This window comes from Methylomonas sp. LWB, from assembly GCF_001856095.1.
GTDB lineage: Bacteria > Pseudomonadota > Gammaproteobacteria > Methylococcales > Methylomonadaceae > Methylomonas > Methylomonas koyamae_A.
In genome coordinates, this window is the sequence record NZ_MKMC01000031.1 from 1 (window position 1) to 17462 (window position 17462).

Here is a 17462-nt window from a genome sequence, read left to right on the forward strand (position 1 = left end):
ACGAAGGGCGTGATGGTGCTGGTGGTGTTATTGGCATAGCTCACCGAATAGTTGGCGCCGCTGTTGCCGTCGCTGACGGTCACCCCGCTCACGGTCACCGTCTTGTTGCCGCTGCCGACGTTTTTGTCGCTAAAGGCAAAGGTGCCGCCGCCGAGGCTGTCGCTGCCGTACAGCGAGCCGCTCGTGATGGTTGCGGTGCCGGCCGCACTGGTGCCGCCGTCGTAGGCTTTGCTGACGTCGCTGGTGCTGACGGTCAAGCTGGCCGCTGAAATATCCGCGGTATGGGTGCCGCCGCTCAGCGTGTAGTTGCTGGCCAAGCCGCCGTTCGTGCCGTCGGCCAGCGCCAAAGTCCCCAGCGTCACCGCTTTGCCGGTGCCGACGTTTTTGCTGGCAATGGTGCCGGTGCCGCTCAGGTTCAGGGTTTCGCTACCGACCAAACTCCCCGCCGAGAAGATGCCGGCCGCCACGTTGGTGCTGCCGTTATAGGTCCGGCTGCCGGTCAGGCTGACGACGAAGGGCGTGATGGTGCTGGTGGTGTTATTGGCATAGCTCACCGAATAGTTGGCGCCGCTGTTGCCGTCGCTGACGGTCACCCCGCTCACGGTCACCGTCTTGTTGCCGCTGCCGACGTTTTTGTCGCTAAAGGCAAAGGTGCCGCCGCCGAGGCTGTCGCTGCCGTACAGCGAGCCGCTCGTGATGGTTGCGGTGCCGGCCGCCGTGGTGCCGCCGTCGTAGGCCTTGCTGACGTCGCTGGTACTGACGGTCAAGCTGGCCGCTGAAATATCCGCGGTATGGGTGCCGCCGCTCAGCGTGTAGTTGCTGGCCAAGCCGCCGTTCGTGCCGTCGGCCAGCGCCAAAGTCCCCAGCGTCACGGTTTTGCCGGTGCCGACGTTTTTGCTGGCAATGGTGCCGGTGCCGCTCAGGTTCAGGGTTTCGCTACCGACCAAACTCCCCGCCGAGAAGATGCCGGCCGCCACGTTGGTGCTGCCGTTATAGGTCCGGCTGCCGGTCAGGCTGACGACGAAGGGCGTGATCGTTAAGGTGCCGTCGACATAACTGAAATCGTAGTTGCTCGCGGTATAGCCGCTCGCGGTGATCGTGTAGCTACCCGCGTTGGTGGCACCTTGCGAGGTTCCGCCGTAACTGACGCTGCCGCCCAATACACTTGAGGTTTCGCTGTTGACGAAGCCGGTAATATTGACGCCATGGCCACCGCTATAGCCCGAGCCGTTGTATGCGCGACCGTCGTTGCTGGCGGTCACGGTCAACGTTTTTTTGTTGACCGTTAAGGTTCCGCTGGCGCCGCCGGTGCCTATCGTCGTCGAATAACCGGCCCCGCCACTGATCGCGGCCGAGCCGACCGCACCGTTGACCGTGTAGCTACCGACCTCGCGACCTGTGCCGGCGGTACCGCCGACGATACTAAAACTGGGCGTGCCGCTTAAACCCGCGACCGTGGCCGAGTCCGTCACGCCGTCGTCGTTGACGTAGCCGGAAAAGGCGCTGCTCGCACTCGGATCGGCATCGCCGTAGGTTTTGCTGATGTTGCCGACATCGACGCTCAAGCTAGGCTGATAGTCGTAGATCAGGTGATTGCCCGCGACGATCGTTCCCGGCAGGTCGCCGTCGTAGGTTTTGTTGTAAAGCCTCGGTAGTGCCGAACCGGCCGCGCCGGTAAGTCCGCCTTCCGTCGATCCGGATGGGCTGTGCATATACACCAACCAACGACCGTTGGCGGCGGAGAGTACGCCGCTGCCGACATTATTGACCAGTTCGCCGCCGCTGGCGGCCGCCAAAACCAGCGCGTCCCCGCTGCCGTTGGCCGTCAAGCCGGCACCGCTGTTCAAAACGATATTCTTGCTGCCGCTCGCGCCTCCGGTGCCGCGATGGACAATGCTGATGGTATCGGCCAGGATTTGTCCCGCCAGCGTGATGTTGCCGCTGTCGTCCTCGGTGTTGCCTGTACCGTCGCGCAATTCCATGGTGACCGAACCGGCGCCGGCATCTATCGTAATGCCGTGGGCCAATTCGATAACCGCATTCCCGGCCGAGCGATCGGCGTCGACGACGCCGTTGGCGGCCAAATCGTTGGCGTGCAACACTAAATTGCCGCCGTCGGTGGTGATATCGGCATTGACATAAATGCTGCGGCCCGCTTCCAATTTCAACGTCGCGGACGAACTGAAAAGCCCGGCGACGTTGAGGGCGCTGTTAACCGTAATGTCGTTGCTGGCTTGTAGCGTGACGTTGGTGCCCCACCCGAGCAAATTGGTCAACACGCCCGGTGCAATGGTCATGTCCTTGCCGATCGCCATGCCGTAGGTGATGCGACTCGGATCGGTGGCGCCCGAGGTGACCCGGCCGGTGTTCTCGTTGGCGAAGCTGACCACGAAGGTATCGCCGTGATCGTAGGCAAAGCCGGGCAGCAAGCTGAAATAGTTGGTGCCGGCATATTGATAGTAATCGACCCAGGGTCCGCCGGTATCGAAGCTGATGCCGCTATTGGCGGTGGTGCCGACAACGCTGTTCGCGACCGATACCTCGCCGAAGATGCCATAAAAGGCGTCGCCGTAGGTCACCGCGCCCGCGTTCGCCAATCCGCCATTGCGCCAATCGGTATCGATGACCAGATAGTCGTAATAGTAGGTATTGTAGTTAACCGTTAATCGGACTTGGTTCAGGCCGACATCCTGATTGCTGTAGCTGCCGATCAAACTATTGCTGGCGGACACCGCGCCGGCTCCGCCGATACTGGCCCGCGCCCAAGACAACGCGCCGGCGTCCGCGGCCGAACCGTTGTGCCAATGCCGGCTACCCACCAGATACGAGACGCCCAGATCGATGACGCCGTCACTGCCGACTTGGTCGCCGGCGTGACTGCCGACCAAACTGTTGCCGATGCCGACGACGGCGCCCTGGCTGCTCTCGCCGTAAGCAAAGCCGGTTTTTTCGGCGACCCAGGTCACGGCACCGGCATCGGCGTTGGCGCCACTATGCCAGTGCGGGCTTAAGACCAAGTAGTTATAGGTGTAGACACTGTTGACAGGATCGTAACCGTTGGTCAAAACCGTGACGCCGCCGCTGCCGATTTGGTCACCCGCCGTGGCTCCGATCAAGCTGTTGCCGGCGCTGACGGCGCCGAGCAAACCCGTCAAGCGGCTACCCCAGGTCACCGCACCCAATTGGCTGTCGGTGCCGTTCCCCCAGTTCGGACTGATGACGACGTAGCCTAGTCGCGTCGTGTTGTTATATTCCGCCGGGAGGGCAACGACACCGCCGCTACCGACACGATCGTTGGCGTGCGTGCCAACCAAACTGTTAGCCGCGCTGGCGTTACCTGTCAGCGGGGAAGCCGCGCCTGCCGTGGTTGTGACACTGCCCCAAGTAACCGCGCCGGCGTCGGCGATGGCGCCGTTATCCCAATTAGGGCTGACGATCGCGTAGTAATCCAGATGATATTGCTTTTGACCGTTGGCGTTGGCCGGTCCGGTTGTCCAGTCGTAAGGCAACAGCGTGATGCCGCCACTGCCAATTTGATCGCCCGCGGTGCCGCCGATCAAGCTGTTTGCCGAGCTGATACTCCCGGTTATGCCGGTCGCGGCGGCGGTTTTGGTGACGGCTCCGACGTTCGCGGTGCCGCCGTCGCTCCAATTGGGGCTAATAACCAAATAATAAGCAATGCGGGTGCCGGACCAGGAGCTCCCGTTGTAGGTCAGCGTCGTGTATTGGCCGGCCTTGACACCTCCACTGCCGACTTGGTCGCCGGCGGTATCGCCGACCAAGCTGTTGCCGGAACCGACAGTGCCTTGAATGCCGCTAGCTTCGGCGCCCATCGTGACCGCCCCGCGATCGGCGTTCCAGTGTGGACTGATCACGCTGTAGTAGTAGGTATAGGACCAGCTATCCGCGGTATCGACACCGTTATAAGTTGCCACGACGCCGCCACTACCGACCCGATCGTTGGCGTGACTACCGATCAAGCTGTTGCTACTACTGATCGCGCCACTGACGCCGCTGCCGGAACTACCCCAAGAGGCAGCGCCGGCGTCGGCATTACCGCCGTTATCCCAGGTGGGCGTTAGGACCACGTAATCGGCCACGCCCACATCGACGATATTATTGACGTCGCTGCCTACGCCATCGTTGGCGGTGCTGCCGACAAGGCTGTTTCCCGCGCCGACCGCGCCGCTGACACCGCTGGACTTGCTGCCCCAGGTAATCGCGCCGGCGTCGGTCGCTCCACCGTTATCCCAATTTGGGCTCAACACTAAGTAATAACCGCTTTTCAGCAAAATACCGCCGCCGCCGACATGATCGTTGGCGGTCGAGCCGACCAGACTGTTAGCCGAACCTAGAGTCCCGGTCTTGGTGGCAGTAGCATCCCAGAAGGTAACCGCACCAGCGCTGCTGTTCCACAGCGGGCTAAGGACCACATAGCCGGGGTCTTGTCCAAGGTCGGTGACGCCGCCACTGCCGACCTGGTCGCCGGCGTGACTGCCGACCAAACTATTGCCGCTGCCGATGACGCCGGACACGCCGCCGTTGTTAGTAGTAGTTTCGGTCGGAATATTGGTTAAGGTGTTGCCGAGGTAGTTCGTTGTGGTGATGGTGCCGTAGGAGATATTGCGACCGTCGCCCCAGGTAATCGCACCTGCATCGGCGGTCGATCCTCCGTTGTTGAAGTGCGGGCTTAGAATTAGATAATAAGGGTGCGTCGAGGTGTATCCTGTATCCTGATTGCGGCTCGTGTAGTGGCTGAGGACTTGGATGCCGCCGCTACCGACCAAATCGCCTGCGGTCGCGCCAACCAAGCTATTAGCCGAAGAAACGGCGAAACCGGCTGTCGCTCCACCGGACGCGTAACCGGTCGCGCCGTCGAGCCAAGTGACCGAACCTTTGTCGCCGTTCCAGTGCGGACTGGCGACCACGTAAGCGGCGTCGGTACGGTAAGTATTCACGTGGCCATGCGGCGGGGTGTCGCTAGGTTGACTGTTGTAGTTGGTGCTGCTGGTGTAATAAAGCACTTTGATGTCGCCGCTACCGATCTGGTCGTTGGCATTGCCCCCGACCAGACTGTTCGACGAAGAAACGGTACCTGTCAATGCGGCGGAACCGCTAGCCCAAGTGACCGCGCCGGCATCGGCGCTGGCACCGTTTTGCCAATGCGGACTGGCGATCGCGAAAAAATTTCGGTAATACTCGGTGGCGGTAATCAACGCGCCGCTACTGTTGTAATCGTGAAACTCGGTGACAAATTGCGTGACCCCGCTACTGCCGATTTGGTCCCCAGCGGCACCACCTACCAGACTGTTGGAAGATGAAATGACACCGGATATTCCGCTCAAAGCGCTACCCATCGTCACGGCACCGGTATTGGTATTCCACTGAGGATTGAGCACCAGATATTTTAAATAGCCGTTTTCGTTGTTCCACGCATGGCTGGCGGTGCCGTAGTAGTTGTCGATCAACACAATGCTGCCGCTGCCCACCGCGTCGCTCGCCGAACTGCCGACCAAACTGTTGGACGACGTCACCGTTCCGCTCAGCCCCGTGGTTCCGCTGGACCAAGTCACCGCCCCCTTGCCGCCGTCCCAATGCGGACTGGAAATCAAAAAGTTGCCCTGCGAATTGAACGAGACGTTGACGTTAGTGTTGGTATTTTGGCTAACAAGCAGGGTGATACCGCCGCTGCCCAAGCGATCGTCGGCGTGGCTGCCGGTCAACGTCGCCAACAACGCGCCGGACCAACCGTTATATAAATAGACCGCGCCGGCATCCTGACCGCCGAAGTCGTCGTAGGGGTTGGTGACCACCACGTTCGTGCTCCACAGCACCGAGGTCCCGGTACCGAAACCGGAGGTAACGCCCAGTGTATTGGTGGGGTTGGGGTCTTCGAATTCGAATTGCGGGTATTTGCCGCTGTTATCTATCGTGATGTTGCGCGGGTCCAGCAACAGATTGCCGTTGCGGCCCTTGGGCGCGGCCGTCGCCACGCTACCGCCGAAGATCAGCGTATCGTGCGAAGACACCTCAACGGTACCGCCGTCGCCACCGTTCTGACCGCCCTTGGCGGATATATTGCCGTAAAAATCGGTATTCTGGTCCGACCAAACCACGATGTCGCCGCCGTCGCCTTTTGCGGTAGCATCGGCTTGCAACTGGGTAAAGGGGTTGATCCGGACCAACGTTGCGTTGCGAACCGCCGCGTCCTTGCCATGAAAACCGCCGCCGATACTGATTTTGCCGCCGCCCTTGGCGCCGTTGGCGGTGAGCGTCGCGGCAGCCAAAGTGACGTCTTTGCCGCCGGTGACGGTGATCTTGCCACCCTGTCCGGAAACGCCACTGGCATCCAGGGTAGCGGAGCTGAATACGCCACCCTGGCCGCCTGCGGTCACTGCGATGTCGCCGCCATTTTTGGTTCCCTTAGTCGACAGTTTCGCGGACGCGGTCTGGATGACTCGACTGTCGGCGGCGATCGTGATTCGGCCGCCGTGGGAGACGGTACCCTCGGCGCTAAGCGTTCCGGCTTGCAGCACCCGATCACCTGTCAGGCGAATATCGCCGCCGCTATTACCGTCGGCGCGGACCGTGCCGGTGTCGACAACCAACTGGCCATGCTCGACGACATTGCCGCCATGAGTATTCTCGGCGGCGGACACGTCCAGTGTACCGCTGTTACTGACTTCGTCGCCGATCAGTTCTATCGAACCGCCGCGATTGACTAGGGATTTGGCCTCGACCACGCCGCTGTTGTTAATCGCTGCGCCGCGCAATTGGTCGGCGGCGCTGGCGGTCATAATGACCCGACCGCCATCGGCGCGGATCAGCTGCTTATTCTCGATCAGCGTATTGACGGTGGCGGGATCGACCTGAACATTGACCAGTTTACCTTCGTCCAATTCCAGTGTTACGCCATCACCGCCGGCCAACGCTACCGTGCCCAAACGGGCCTGGACCAGACCTTCGTTGCTGACGCTAGGGGCCAGCAAGGCCACGTATCCGCCGTCCTTGACACGGATTTCGCCCTGGTTGACAACGCCGGTATCGCCGCCGTCGCGCTTGAAATGGTAATTTCCGGCACGAAAATCGGCATCGCTGATGTTCATCGTCGACGCGGCCATCGCACCAACGTCGACTTGGGCGCCCTTGGCAAACAGCACGCCGTTAGGGTTCACCAGAAACACTTGGCCGTTGGCGGTCAATCGACCGGCAATGACCGACGCTTCGCCGGACGTCACCCGATTCAGCGCAATCGAGTGGGCGTTAGGTTGTTGATAATCCACGTGGGCATTGGCACCGATGTTGTAGCTCTGCCAGTTGATGATGGCTTTCTGACTGCCTTGTACGACATCCATCCGAGCGCCGTTTTGGTGGATTTGTGCCTGTCCCGACGTCACCTGGCCGCCATTAGGCAGCGCATTGCCGGCCAATTCGGCCAAGGCCGGCTGCCAAGCACCGGCCAAGGCGATTTGTATTGCCAGCACCAGCGGATGACGGTTGAAGTGCGGCGTGCGACTTTGGTAGGCATATCCGGTCATAAGACTGTCCTCTCGAATCAGTGCGGTTTTTCGGTGCTTGCGGCGGCTTTGCGTTCCAACAGGCGGGCAAAATTGCTCAACGACGCCAAGTGCAGATAGATCAATCCCAGCGCTCCGGTTTGGAACAGGCTGTCCAACGCATCCCGGCTGATTTTTTGGAAGCGCGCCTCATCCACTATCCAAAGACCGGACAACGAGTAACGCTCGCCGCTCGGTGATACCGCATCGGCGCGACGCTCGGTTAAGAGGTCCAATTCGTGCAAGGTGGCGGCGAATTGCGCAGTCCGTTGCGATTCGGCGTGGAACTCCCGCAAAAAGGCGATGATTTGTTGCAGGTAAGCCGACGGTTCGCCGTCGACCAACAAAGGCTCGCCGGCCGTTTCGTTAAAACGTGGGCTAGTGTCGTCAAAACAAACGATCAATTGCTTGTCTTCGGCTTGCTCGGCGGGTACGAACGGGTATCGGCGGACGAAGGCGGGTATGTAATGACCAGCCCAGCGACCGGCACCATTGACGAACAGGTTTTCGCCATCGTTCAAGCCCAGCACCGCGACCGGGACAAAGTGCCCGTCGCCGGCTTTGGCGAAGGCGATCGGGTATTCCTTGCCGGCTTCGCCGAATTCCGGACCAATCAGCGGTACCGAGTTACTAACTCGCGCATATCCTACATCGTCGGACGGCACGATATGCAACCGACCGTGAGCGGCGGGGTTCAGGCTGACGATGCGTTTATAAAATAGCAATTGGTTGTCCACGGTGGTATCGCAGGTTGAGTTGGTGGAAAAACGGAGCCCGAAGACGCTTAAAACGCTTTGCTCAGGCTGACCCAAAAATGAGGCGTTTTGTAAGTTCCGTCCGAGTCGTTGCCGTCCGTAGAGCGCGCTGGGTTGGCGCCTATGCGTTGAGCAACGCTGCCGCGGATGACGAAATTGCCGGGGACCGTCCAGTTGATACCGACACCGCCGCCGCTGAGCGTGTAGTGATTGGGAACGCCTTCGGTGGCATTCGGCCAAAGATCGTTATGCAACGTGATGCCGCCGTGGTCGATGAAACCGACCAACTCGACATGTTCGTAAACTTCGTAGCGCAATTCGAAATTCATCAGATAGCCCTCATCGCCGAGGGCTTCGTTGACCGGATAGGCTCTGATGCCGAAGGGGCCGCCCAGGCTGAATTTTTCGGAGGAATCCAGGTTTTTGGTGGCCAACTGTCCGCTGAAACCGGCGTACAAGCGTAATTTGTCGGTCAGACCTTGCAGGCGGGAAGCATTAAGCGAGAATTTTTGATAGGCGCCGCCGGCTCGAGCCGTGGCCCGATTTTGGGCTTGATCGACTGGACTGCCCGACAAATCCAGATTGCCGGCCACCATGGTCGCGCCGAACAAGGTCACCGCACCGCCGAGCCAATCGTCTTGATGGTCGCCGCTCAGGCCGACGTAACCGCTTTGCACTTCTTTGTCGCTGACCACGCTAGCAAGGCTGGTATTGTAGTAGTGGCGATCGTCGAAACCGCTGGCAACGTACAGATTCGTACTCACCCCGCGCAGCAGCGGATAGGTCGCGAAAGTGCCGCCGGTCCAGGCCGAGCCTTGAGCGTCCAACGACTGAAAGGGTTCGCCCAAGGTATAGTCCAACGCGGACGCCGCCAAACCAACCCGTAGCCCGGAGTAACCCACCGGCAACGAATAAGCGACCCGCCCGTAAACGTTGCCGCTGCCGCCCTGAACGCGCAACGTCGCCAAGTCGCCCAAACGCAAGGGGTTATTGAGGTTCAGAGACCCACCGAATTGGTTCATGCCGACCGAACGCACGCCGGTATTGCTGTAATCCACGGAGCCGCTGATTAGGTTGCTGGGGTCGATTTTCAACAGCAGGTCGGATTCACCCGCTCTCGCGCCGGCTTTCAGGGTAGACGATACCGTGCCGCCGGTCAGGTCGTTCAACAGCAAAATACCGCGCTGCATATCGGCCAGCCGCAAGGCTTCTCCCGCCGGCTGAGCCGCCAACATCGTTTGTCGGGGAATGTCGTTTCGGTAAGTGTTAGCCGAGTCGTCGACTTCGACCTTGCCCAGGGTGGCTTCGCGGATCAGGATTTCGACGATACCGTCGCGAATTTGCTGAGCTGGCAATAGCGCGCGGGCGAAAAAACCACGTTGCTGGTAATACGCCGCGATATCGCGAGTGATTTTGCGCAGTTCAAGCAAGTTCAAGTCCTTGCCGATATAGTCTTTTAGAAACGACTGCAGATCGGCCTCGCTAATCAACACTGCGCCGCTGATCTTCCAACCCTTGACTTGGATGCGGATGTCGCTTTCACCGGCAGGCGCCGGTTGTTCCGATATTTCGAACGGGACTTGCGAGTTGCCCGGCAAAATCGATTCGGGTTTGATATTTCGCAAAATCGAGCCGGCCTCGGGAACCACCTCGACCGCGTGACCGACCGCTAAGTAACTGATTAATGAAGCTAAGGCGCCGGCACGAAGCGGAACAAGGCTGACGTTGCGATTTCGATGGTTCGGTTGCATACGATTCCACTTAACTGAAATGAATGAGAGTTGTGGCCTGCCCGTATTCTTAAGGCAGCGAAGTCGGTTGCGACTATCGCCTATAAACTCATTTTACCCGTTACGAATTAGAGTGCCGCTTTCCGGTCGACGTTGTGTTTCGATCGCATCAGCACAACCGCTCAACTCATGGGCCTAAAAGCATGCCCCGAGTAGACCACAAGAACTAGATGGAAATAATATAGTCGATTCAAAACTAACTGACGGCAAAAAAACGCCAAACTTTAATACGCCCGCGTCACAGTTCTGGCATTTTCCGAGCAAGGACGCTCCAGCAACAGTCGGTTTTTGTCAAATTTGTAGGGTACTTTGCATTGCATGCCCTTTAAACCACGCGATTGGCTTTTCGGACAAAGCGGTAGCAGTTTATTCGGATAGCGGCCCGCCTTGCATCGCCCCTTCTTCGTCCGTACCACCACCGATCAGGATGCCACTTCGCAGCGTCAGGCCGATCAGGCGCAGTATGCGTTTGTCGGTGATCCGTTATCCCATGCGAGCAATCGACCGGTCACGATAGATTCGATCAAAGAATTTCGATAAATCAATATCCACCACGTACTGCTTGCCGCTGTTGATGTGCCGCTTGATGTGGAATCCGTCCCGGACGGAAGCAAACTGTGCGGCGAAAATTGCGGTTCAAATAGCGGCTCCAGCAGCAGCTTCAATATAGCCTTATCGAATGGCGTTAAACTGGAATTGCAAGAGGTTAGCTTGACCGATCTATCCCCTTTATTGAATGTATTGAACGGTCTGGCCGCCTTGCTGTGTTCCCTTCGAGCCGGGATTAAAGATCTACTTGCACCGCGAACCGGTCAATGGCCGTAAGGCCATCAATGGTTTGGCATTGCTGGTCGAGCAGGCATTAGGCTTGAATCCGTTTGAACCGGCGATCTATGTGTTCAGCAATCGGCGGCGGGATCGGATCAAACTGTTGCATCGTCTGTATGCGGCCAAGTCCGAGGCCAGAGCGAATCTGGCTCAGCGCGATCTGTTTCTGAACGAAGCCGAAGCGCTGGCACCCAACGCTACACCGGTGGCCGAGGAAACCACACCTGAAGCGGTCGAAGTGGCGGGCCATTGTCGCAAGAAACGCTGCCGCAAACCGCTCGATCCCCTCCTGCCTCGCGAGATTGTGCGCCATGAACTAGCGGAAGCCGAGCACATCTGCGCCCATGACGGCACACGCCTGGTGGAAATCGACGCTAACATCAGTGAGCAACTCGATATCGTGCCGCAGCAAATCCACATTATTCAATATTAGCGCATCAAATATGCCTGTCCGTGCTGCGACAACAGCATCCGGATCACGCCGCCACCGGCGCGCATCTATCCCCAAAGGCTTACTCACCGAACCCGTGCTGGCTTGAGTGGTGAGGGCGGTGTTGTCTACTGACTTCGGTGCCGCCATTGACAGCACCGGTGCAAAGGCCGATCGTATGGCTGGGGTACTGGGCTGGGCTGACATTTTCACAGTGCCGGTTAATCCATTTGTGCATCAGATTGGCATTGATGCCGTGTTCCAGTGCCATCAAGGCTGCCGAAACACCCGGCTGCAGATAGGCTTCACCGAGCTCCCGTTTTACTTCCGGATCATAGCGACAACGGCCATGACTCCGATGTCCCACCATTAGCGGTCGCGATAATCGTCTCTTGTTCTCCATCGTAGGTGTCCACCTTGTTATAAGTGGACACTATATTCAGAGCTTTTAATCAGGAGTGATAGACGTGGCTAAAAGGGCTCTTACAATTTATTATGCGCACAAAAAAAGCCCGCCTATTAGATGATTAATAGGCGGGCTTTAGGTATAGGCGCTTGGCGATGACCTACTTTCACATGGCAACCTGCCACACTATCATCGGCGCTAAGCGGTTTCACTTCCGAGTTCGGGATGGGATCGGGTGGTTCACGCTTGCTATGTTCACCAAGCAAACTGGTTAAGTTGGTTGTTGACCAACTGTCATGCAACAGGTCGGGTTAAGCCGTCTAGCTTAGCCTTCAGGCATTTACTACGCTAACCACCGCGTGTGCAGATATTCGCGCTTACGTGGTTTTGCCTTTGACCTGCTTTTCATGGAAATCTGTATCGAGTTCGTTCTCTTGCGTTGTTTTCAGCGATCGTCATTTGACGTTACCCAAACGCATTGGGTGTTATATGGTCAAGCCTCACGGGCAATTAGTACACGTTAGCTACGCCCATTACTGGACTTCCACACCGTGCCTATCAACGTTGTCGTCTCCAACGGCCCTTCAGGGGACTTAAAGTCCCAGTGAGATCTCATCTTGGGAGGGGCTTCCCGCTTAGATGCTTTCAGCGGTTATCCTGTCCGAACGTGGCTACCCAGCAATGCCCTTGGCAGGACAACTGGAACACCAGAGGTTCGTCCACTTCGGTCCTCTCGTACTAGAAGCAGCTTCCCTCAAATCTCAAACGCCCACGGCAGATAGGGACCGAACTGTCTCACGACGTTCTGAACCCAGCTCGCGTACCACTTTAAATGGCGAACAGCCATACCCTTGGGACCTGCTTCAGCCCCAGGATGTGATGAGCCGACATCGAGGTGCCAAACACCGCCGTCGATATGAACTCTTGGGCGGTATCAGCCTGTTATCCCCGGCGTACCTTTTATCCGTTGAGCGATGGCCCTTCCATACAGAACCACCGGATCACTAAGACCTACTTTCGTACCTGCTCGACTTGTCCGTCTCGCAGTCAAGCACCCTTATGCCTTTGCACTCATTGCCTGATTTCCGACCAGGCTGAGGGTACCTTCGTGCTCCTCCGTTACTCTTTGGGAGGAGACCGCCCCAGTCAAACTACCCACCAGACACTGTCCCTAATCCAGATAATGGATCGAGGTTAGAACTCCAAACATACCAGGGTGGTATTTCAAGGTTGGCTCCACGAGAACTGGCGTTCCCGCTTCAAAGCCTCCCACCTATCCTACACAAGTAGGTTCAAAGTCCAGTGTCAAGCTATAGTAAAGGTGCACGGGGTCTTTCCGTCTAGCCGCGGGTACACTGCATCTTCACAGCGATTTCAATTTCACTGAGTCCCAGGTGGAGACAGTGTGGCCATCGTTACGCCATTCGTGCAGGTCGGAACTTACCCGACAAGGAATTTCGCTACCTTAGGACCGTTATAGTTACGGCCGCCGTTTACTGGGGCTTCGATCAAGAGCTTCGCTTACGCTAACCCCATCAATTAACCTTCCAGCACCGGGCAGGCGTCACACCCTATACGTCCACTTTCGTGTTTGCAGAGTGCTATGTTTTTGCTAAACAGTCGCAGCCACCGATTTTTTGCAACCGCCTTACGCTCCATCCGCGAGGGACTTCACTTATCAACGGCATACCTTCTCCCGAAGTTACGGTATCATTTTGCCTAGTTCCTTCACCTGGGTTCTCTCAAGCGCCTTAGAATTTTCATCCCACCCACCTGTGTCGGTTTAGGGTACGGCCACTTGTAACCTGAAGCTTAGAGGTTTTTCCTGGAAGCAGGGCATCTATCACTTCGCGTTTCTTTCGAGACACTCGTCATCACGCCTCAGCATATAGCATCCCGGATTTGCCTAAGATGCCTGCCTACACGCTTAAACGGCCACTTCCAACCGACCGCTGATATAGCCTTCTCCGTCACCCCATCGCAGTTACAACTGGTACAGGAATATTAACCTGTTTTCCATCGACTACGCCTTTCGGCCTCGCCTTAGGTGCCGACTAACCCTGCGTCGATTAACGTTGCGCAGGAAACCTTGGGTTTACGGCGAGGGGGTTTTTCACCCCCTTTATCGTTACTTATGTCAGCATTCGCACTTCCGATACCTCCAGCCGACTTCTCAATCGACCTTCGCAGGCGTACGGAACGCTCCTCTACCACTCACGCAAAGCGTGAATCCGTAGCTTCGGTACTATGCTTAGCCCCGGTAAATCTTCCGCGCAGACCGACTCGACCAGTGAGCTATTACGCTTTCTTTAAAGGATGGCTGCTTCTAAGCCAACCTCCTGGCTGTCTGTGCCTTTCCACATCGTTTCCCACTGAGCATAGATTTGGGGACCTTAGCTGACGGTCTGGGCTGTTTCCCTTTTCACGACGGACCTTATCACCCGCCGTGTGTCTCCCGTGCTGACACTTGCTGGTATTCGGAGTTTGCATCGGGTTGGTAAGTCGGGATGACCCCCTAGCCGAAACAGTGCTCTACCCCCAGCAGTGATACACGAGGCGCTACCTAAATAGCTTTCGAGGAGAACCAGCTATCTCCGAGCTTGATTAGCCTTTCACTCCGATCCACAACTCATCCCCTACCTTTTCAACGGGAGTGGGTTCGGTCCTCCAGTGTGTGTTACCACACCTTCAACCTGGTCATGGATAGATCGCCCGGTTTCGGGTCTACACCTTGCGACTCAACGCCCTATTAAGACTCGGTTTCCCTACGCCTCCCCTATTCGGTTAAGCTTGCCACAAAATGTAAGTCGCTGACCCATTATACAAAAGGTACGCAGTCACCCCACGAAGGGGCTCCCACTGCTTGTACGCATACGGTTTCAGGTTCTATTTCACTCCGCTCTCCGCGGTTCTTTTCGCCTTTCCCTCACGGTACTGGTTCACTATCGGTCAGTAAGGAGTATTTAGCCTTGGAGGATGGTCCCCCCATATTCAGTCAACGTTTCACGTGCGCCGACCTACTCGATTTCACTAAAAAAAGGTTTTCGTGTACGGGGCTATCACCCTGTATCGCCGGACTTTCCAGACCGTTCCACTAACCTTATCCTAGCTTAAGGGCTAGTCCCCGTTCGCTCGCCACTACTTAGGGAATCTCGGTTGATTTCTTTTCCTCCGGGTACTTAGATGTTTCAGTTCTCCGGGTTCGCTTCAGTGAGCTATGTATTCACTCAAAGATGACGAGGTTATCCTCGCCGGGTTTCCCCATTCAGACATCGCCGGATCACAGGTTGTTTGCCACCTCCCCGACGCTTTTCGCAGGCTACCACGTCTTTCATCGCCTCTTACTGCCTAGGCATCCACCGTATGCGCTTATTCACTTGACCATATAACCCGAATACGTCTGTATTAAGGTTTTTAGTCGCTGACATGTTCGCTGATGTTGCTTGAGAACGTTTTACGGAGGTTTTGGGCCGCTTTCTTTCGAAAGCCGCTGGCTACCGCCCGCAACTCGTTTTTAAGTATTGATCGTTAGCCGATCAAGACTTAGGTTACAGATTTCCATATTGTTAAAGAGCGTATTGATACGAATATCAATGCTATCGAGCCTTGGGTTATTAACCGAAAAGCTGTATAGCGTTGATGTTGATATCTTGGCTTAAGATCGACGTCACGTGATGGTGGAGCCAGGGAGGATCGAACTCCCGACCTCCTGCGTGCAAGGCAGGCGCTCTCCCAGCTGAGCTATGGCCCCGAATAGATTCAGACTTTCGCCTTTTCGTTAGTTGGTGGGTCTGGGAGGATTTGAACCTCCGACCTCACCCTTATCAGGGGTGCGCTCTAACCAACTGAGCTACAGACCCAGGTGCGTCTTTCAATCGAAATAATTTGTTGTGAGTACGTGTGACAGTGTTCTGTCTTTGTAAGGAGGTGATCCAGCCCCAGGTTCCCCTAGGGCTACCTTGTTACGACTTCACCCCAGTCATGAATCACAAAGTGGTAAGCGCCCTCCCGAAGGTTAAACTACCTACTTCTTTTGCAACCCACTCCCATGGTGTGACGGGCGGTGTGTACAAGGCCCGGGAACGTATTCACCGCGGCATTCTGATCCGCGATTACTAGCGATTCCGACTTCATGCAGTCGAGTTGCAGACTGCAATCCGGACTAGGATCGGCTTTTTGGGATTTGCTGGCTCTCGCGAGTTTGCTGCCCTCTGTACCGACCATTGTAGCACGTGTGTAGCCCTACCCATAAGGGCCATGATGACTTGACGTCGTCCCCACCTTCCTCCGGTTTATCACCGGCAGTCTCCCTAGAGTTCCCGACTTGACTCGCTGGCAACTAAGGATAAGGGTTGCGCTCGTTACGGGACTTAACCCAACATTTCACAACACGAGCTGACGACAGCCATGCAGCACCTGTCTCTCGGTTCCCGAAGGCACCAAGTCATCTCTGACAAGTTCCGAGGATGTCAAGGGTAGGTAAGGTTCTTCGCGTTGCATCGAATTAAACCACATGCTCCACCGCTTGTGCGGGCCCCCGTCAATTCATTTGAGTTTTAGCCTTGCGGCCGTACTCCCCAGGCGGTCAACTTAATACGTTAGCTCCACTACTAAGTTCTTTAAGAACCCAACAGTTAGTTGACATCGTTTACGGCGTGGACTACCAGGGTATCTAATCCTGTTTGCTACCCACGCTTTCGTACCTCAGCGTCAGTTTTAGTCCAGGGAGCCGCCTTCGCCACTGGTGTTCCTTCAGATCTCTACGCATTTCACCGCTACACCTGAAATTCCACTCCCCTCTACTAAACTCTAGTTGCCCAGTATCAAATGCAGTTCCCAGGTTAAGCCCAGGGCTTTCACATCTGACTTAAACAACCGCCTACGCACGCTTTACGCCCAGTAATTCCGATTAACGCTTGCACCCTCCGTATTACCGCGGCTGCTGGCACGGAGTTAGCCGGTGCTTCTTGTATAGGTAATGTCAGTCTACCGGGTATTAACCGGCAGGTATTCCTTCCTATTGAAAGTGCTTTACAACCCTCAGGCCTTCTTCACACACGCGGTATTGCTGGATCAGGCTTTCGCCCATTGTCCAATATTCCCCACTGCTGCCTCCCGTAGGAGTCTGGGCCGTGTCTCAGTCCCAGTGTGGCTGATCATCCTCTCAGACCAGCTATGGATCGTCGCCTTGGTAGGCCTTTACCCCACCAACTAGCTAATCCAACATAGGCTCATCTATTAGCGCCAGGCCCGAAGGTCCCCGGCTTTCATCCGTAGATCGTATGCGGTATTAGCGTGAGTTTCCCCACGTTATCCCCCACTAATAGGCAGATTCCTATGCATTACTCACCCGTCCGCCACTCATCCGGGTGCAAGCACCCTTCAGCGTTCGACTTGCATGTGTTAAGCATACCGCCAGCGTTCAATCTGAGCCATGATCAAACTCTTCAGTTTAATAATGCTTGATACTAAATAAGATTAGCATCCAATCTTGGCTCGACTACAGAACGTCGTTTCTTGCGAATTGACGTGGATTCTCTGCGCCGATAATTTCTAACAGAAACGTATCGCCACACATACCCACACAAATTATTTCGATTCATCTTGTTAAAGAGCCAGAGCATCTCGCCCTGTTGAGCCGACATATTCTACAGAACTTTCAGAAAGTGTCAACACTTTATTTTCGAAGCCAGAAAC

5 protein-coding genes, 2 tRNA genes and 3 rRNA genes are annotated in these 17462 nt (G+C 56.5%); 1 reads left to right on the forward strand and 9 read right to left on the reverse strand.

Going from position 1 to position 17462, the window contains the following annotated elements:
* The 3 genes from BJL95_RS13650 to BJL95_RS13660 all read right to left on the reverse strand — a co-directional run.
* A partial coding sequence (locus tag BJL95_RS13650; RefSeq protein WP_071158694.1) for a YDG domain-containing protein occupies nucleotides 1-7538 on the reverse strand: 7538 nt, incomplete at its 3' end.
* Between the two features lie 17 nt (nucleotides 7539-7555).
* Nucleotides 7556-8293, reverse strand: a complete 738-nt coding sequence (locus tag BJL95_RS13655; RefSeq protein ID WP_175463715.1) for a SapC family protein — start codon at nucleotides 8291-8293, stop codon at nucleotides 7556-7558.
* A gap of 47 nt (nucleotides 8294-8340) precedes the next feature.
* Nucleotides 8341-10062, reverse strand: a complete 1722-nt coding sequence (locus BJL95_RS13660; RefSeq protein ID WP_071158696.1) for a ShlB/FhaC/HecB family hemolysin secretion/activation protein — start codon at nucleotides 10060-10062, stop codon at nucleotides 8341-8343.
* Nucleotides 10063-10897: 835 nt separating this feature from the next.
* Here BJL95_RS13660 and tnpB point away from each other — a divergent pair.
* Nucleotides 10898-11362 (forward strand): IS66 family insertion sequence element accessory protein TnpB, encoded by a 465-nt coding sequence (tnpB, locus tag BJL95_RS13670; protein ID WP_071158700.1) that lies wholly within the window; start codon nucleotides 10898-10900, stop codon nucleotides 11360-11362.
* Nucleotides 11363-11441: 79 nt separating this feature from the next.
* Here tnpB and BJL95_RS24745 read toward each other — a convergent pair whose 3' ends face one another.
* The 6 genes from BJL95_RS24745 to BJL95_RS13700 form a co-directional block, all read right to left on the reverse strand.
* Nucleotides 11442-11762: a transposase gene (locus BJL95_RS24745; RefSeq protein ID WP_139306272.1), complete on the reverse strand. Its 321-nt coding sequence runs from the start codon at nucleotides 11760-11762 to the stop codon at nucleotides 11442-11444.
* 150 nt (nucleotides 11763-11912) lie between these two features.
* Nucleotides 11913-12028, reverse strand: a 5S ribosomal RNA gene (gene rrf, locus BJL95_RS13680).
* A 226-nt stretch (nucleotides 12029-12254) separates the two neighbouring features.
* Nucleotides 12255-15148, reverse strand: a 23S ribosomal RNA gene (locus tag BJL95_RS13685).
* A gap of 292 nt (nucleotides 15149-15440) precedes the next feature.
* Nucleotides 15441-15516 (reverse strand) — tRNA-Ala (locus BJL95_RS13690).
* Nucleotides 15517-15548: 32 nt separating this feature from the next.
* Nucleotides 15549-15625: transfer RNA gene (locus BJL95_RS13695), tRNA-Ile, on the reverse strand.
* 60 nt (nucleotides 15626-15685) lie between these two features.
* A 16S ribosomal RNA gene (locus BJL95_RS13700) occupies nucleotides 15686-17219 on the reverse strand.
* The 16S, 23S and 5S rRNA genes sit together here with 2 tRNA genes alongside, the layout of an rRNA operon.
* Nucleotides 17220-17462 lie beyond the last annotated feature (243 nt).

Excerpts from the sequence above, each read along its gene's own strand:
- BJL95_RS24745 (WP_139306272.1), bottom strand. The coding sequence starts at position 11,762 with ATGGAGAACAAGAGACGATTATCGCGACCGCTAATGGTGGGACATCGG.
- BJL95_RS13660 (WP_071158696.1), bottom strand. The coding sequence starts at position 10,062 with ATGCAACCGAACCATCGAAATCGCAACGTCAGCCTTGTTCCGCTTCGT.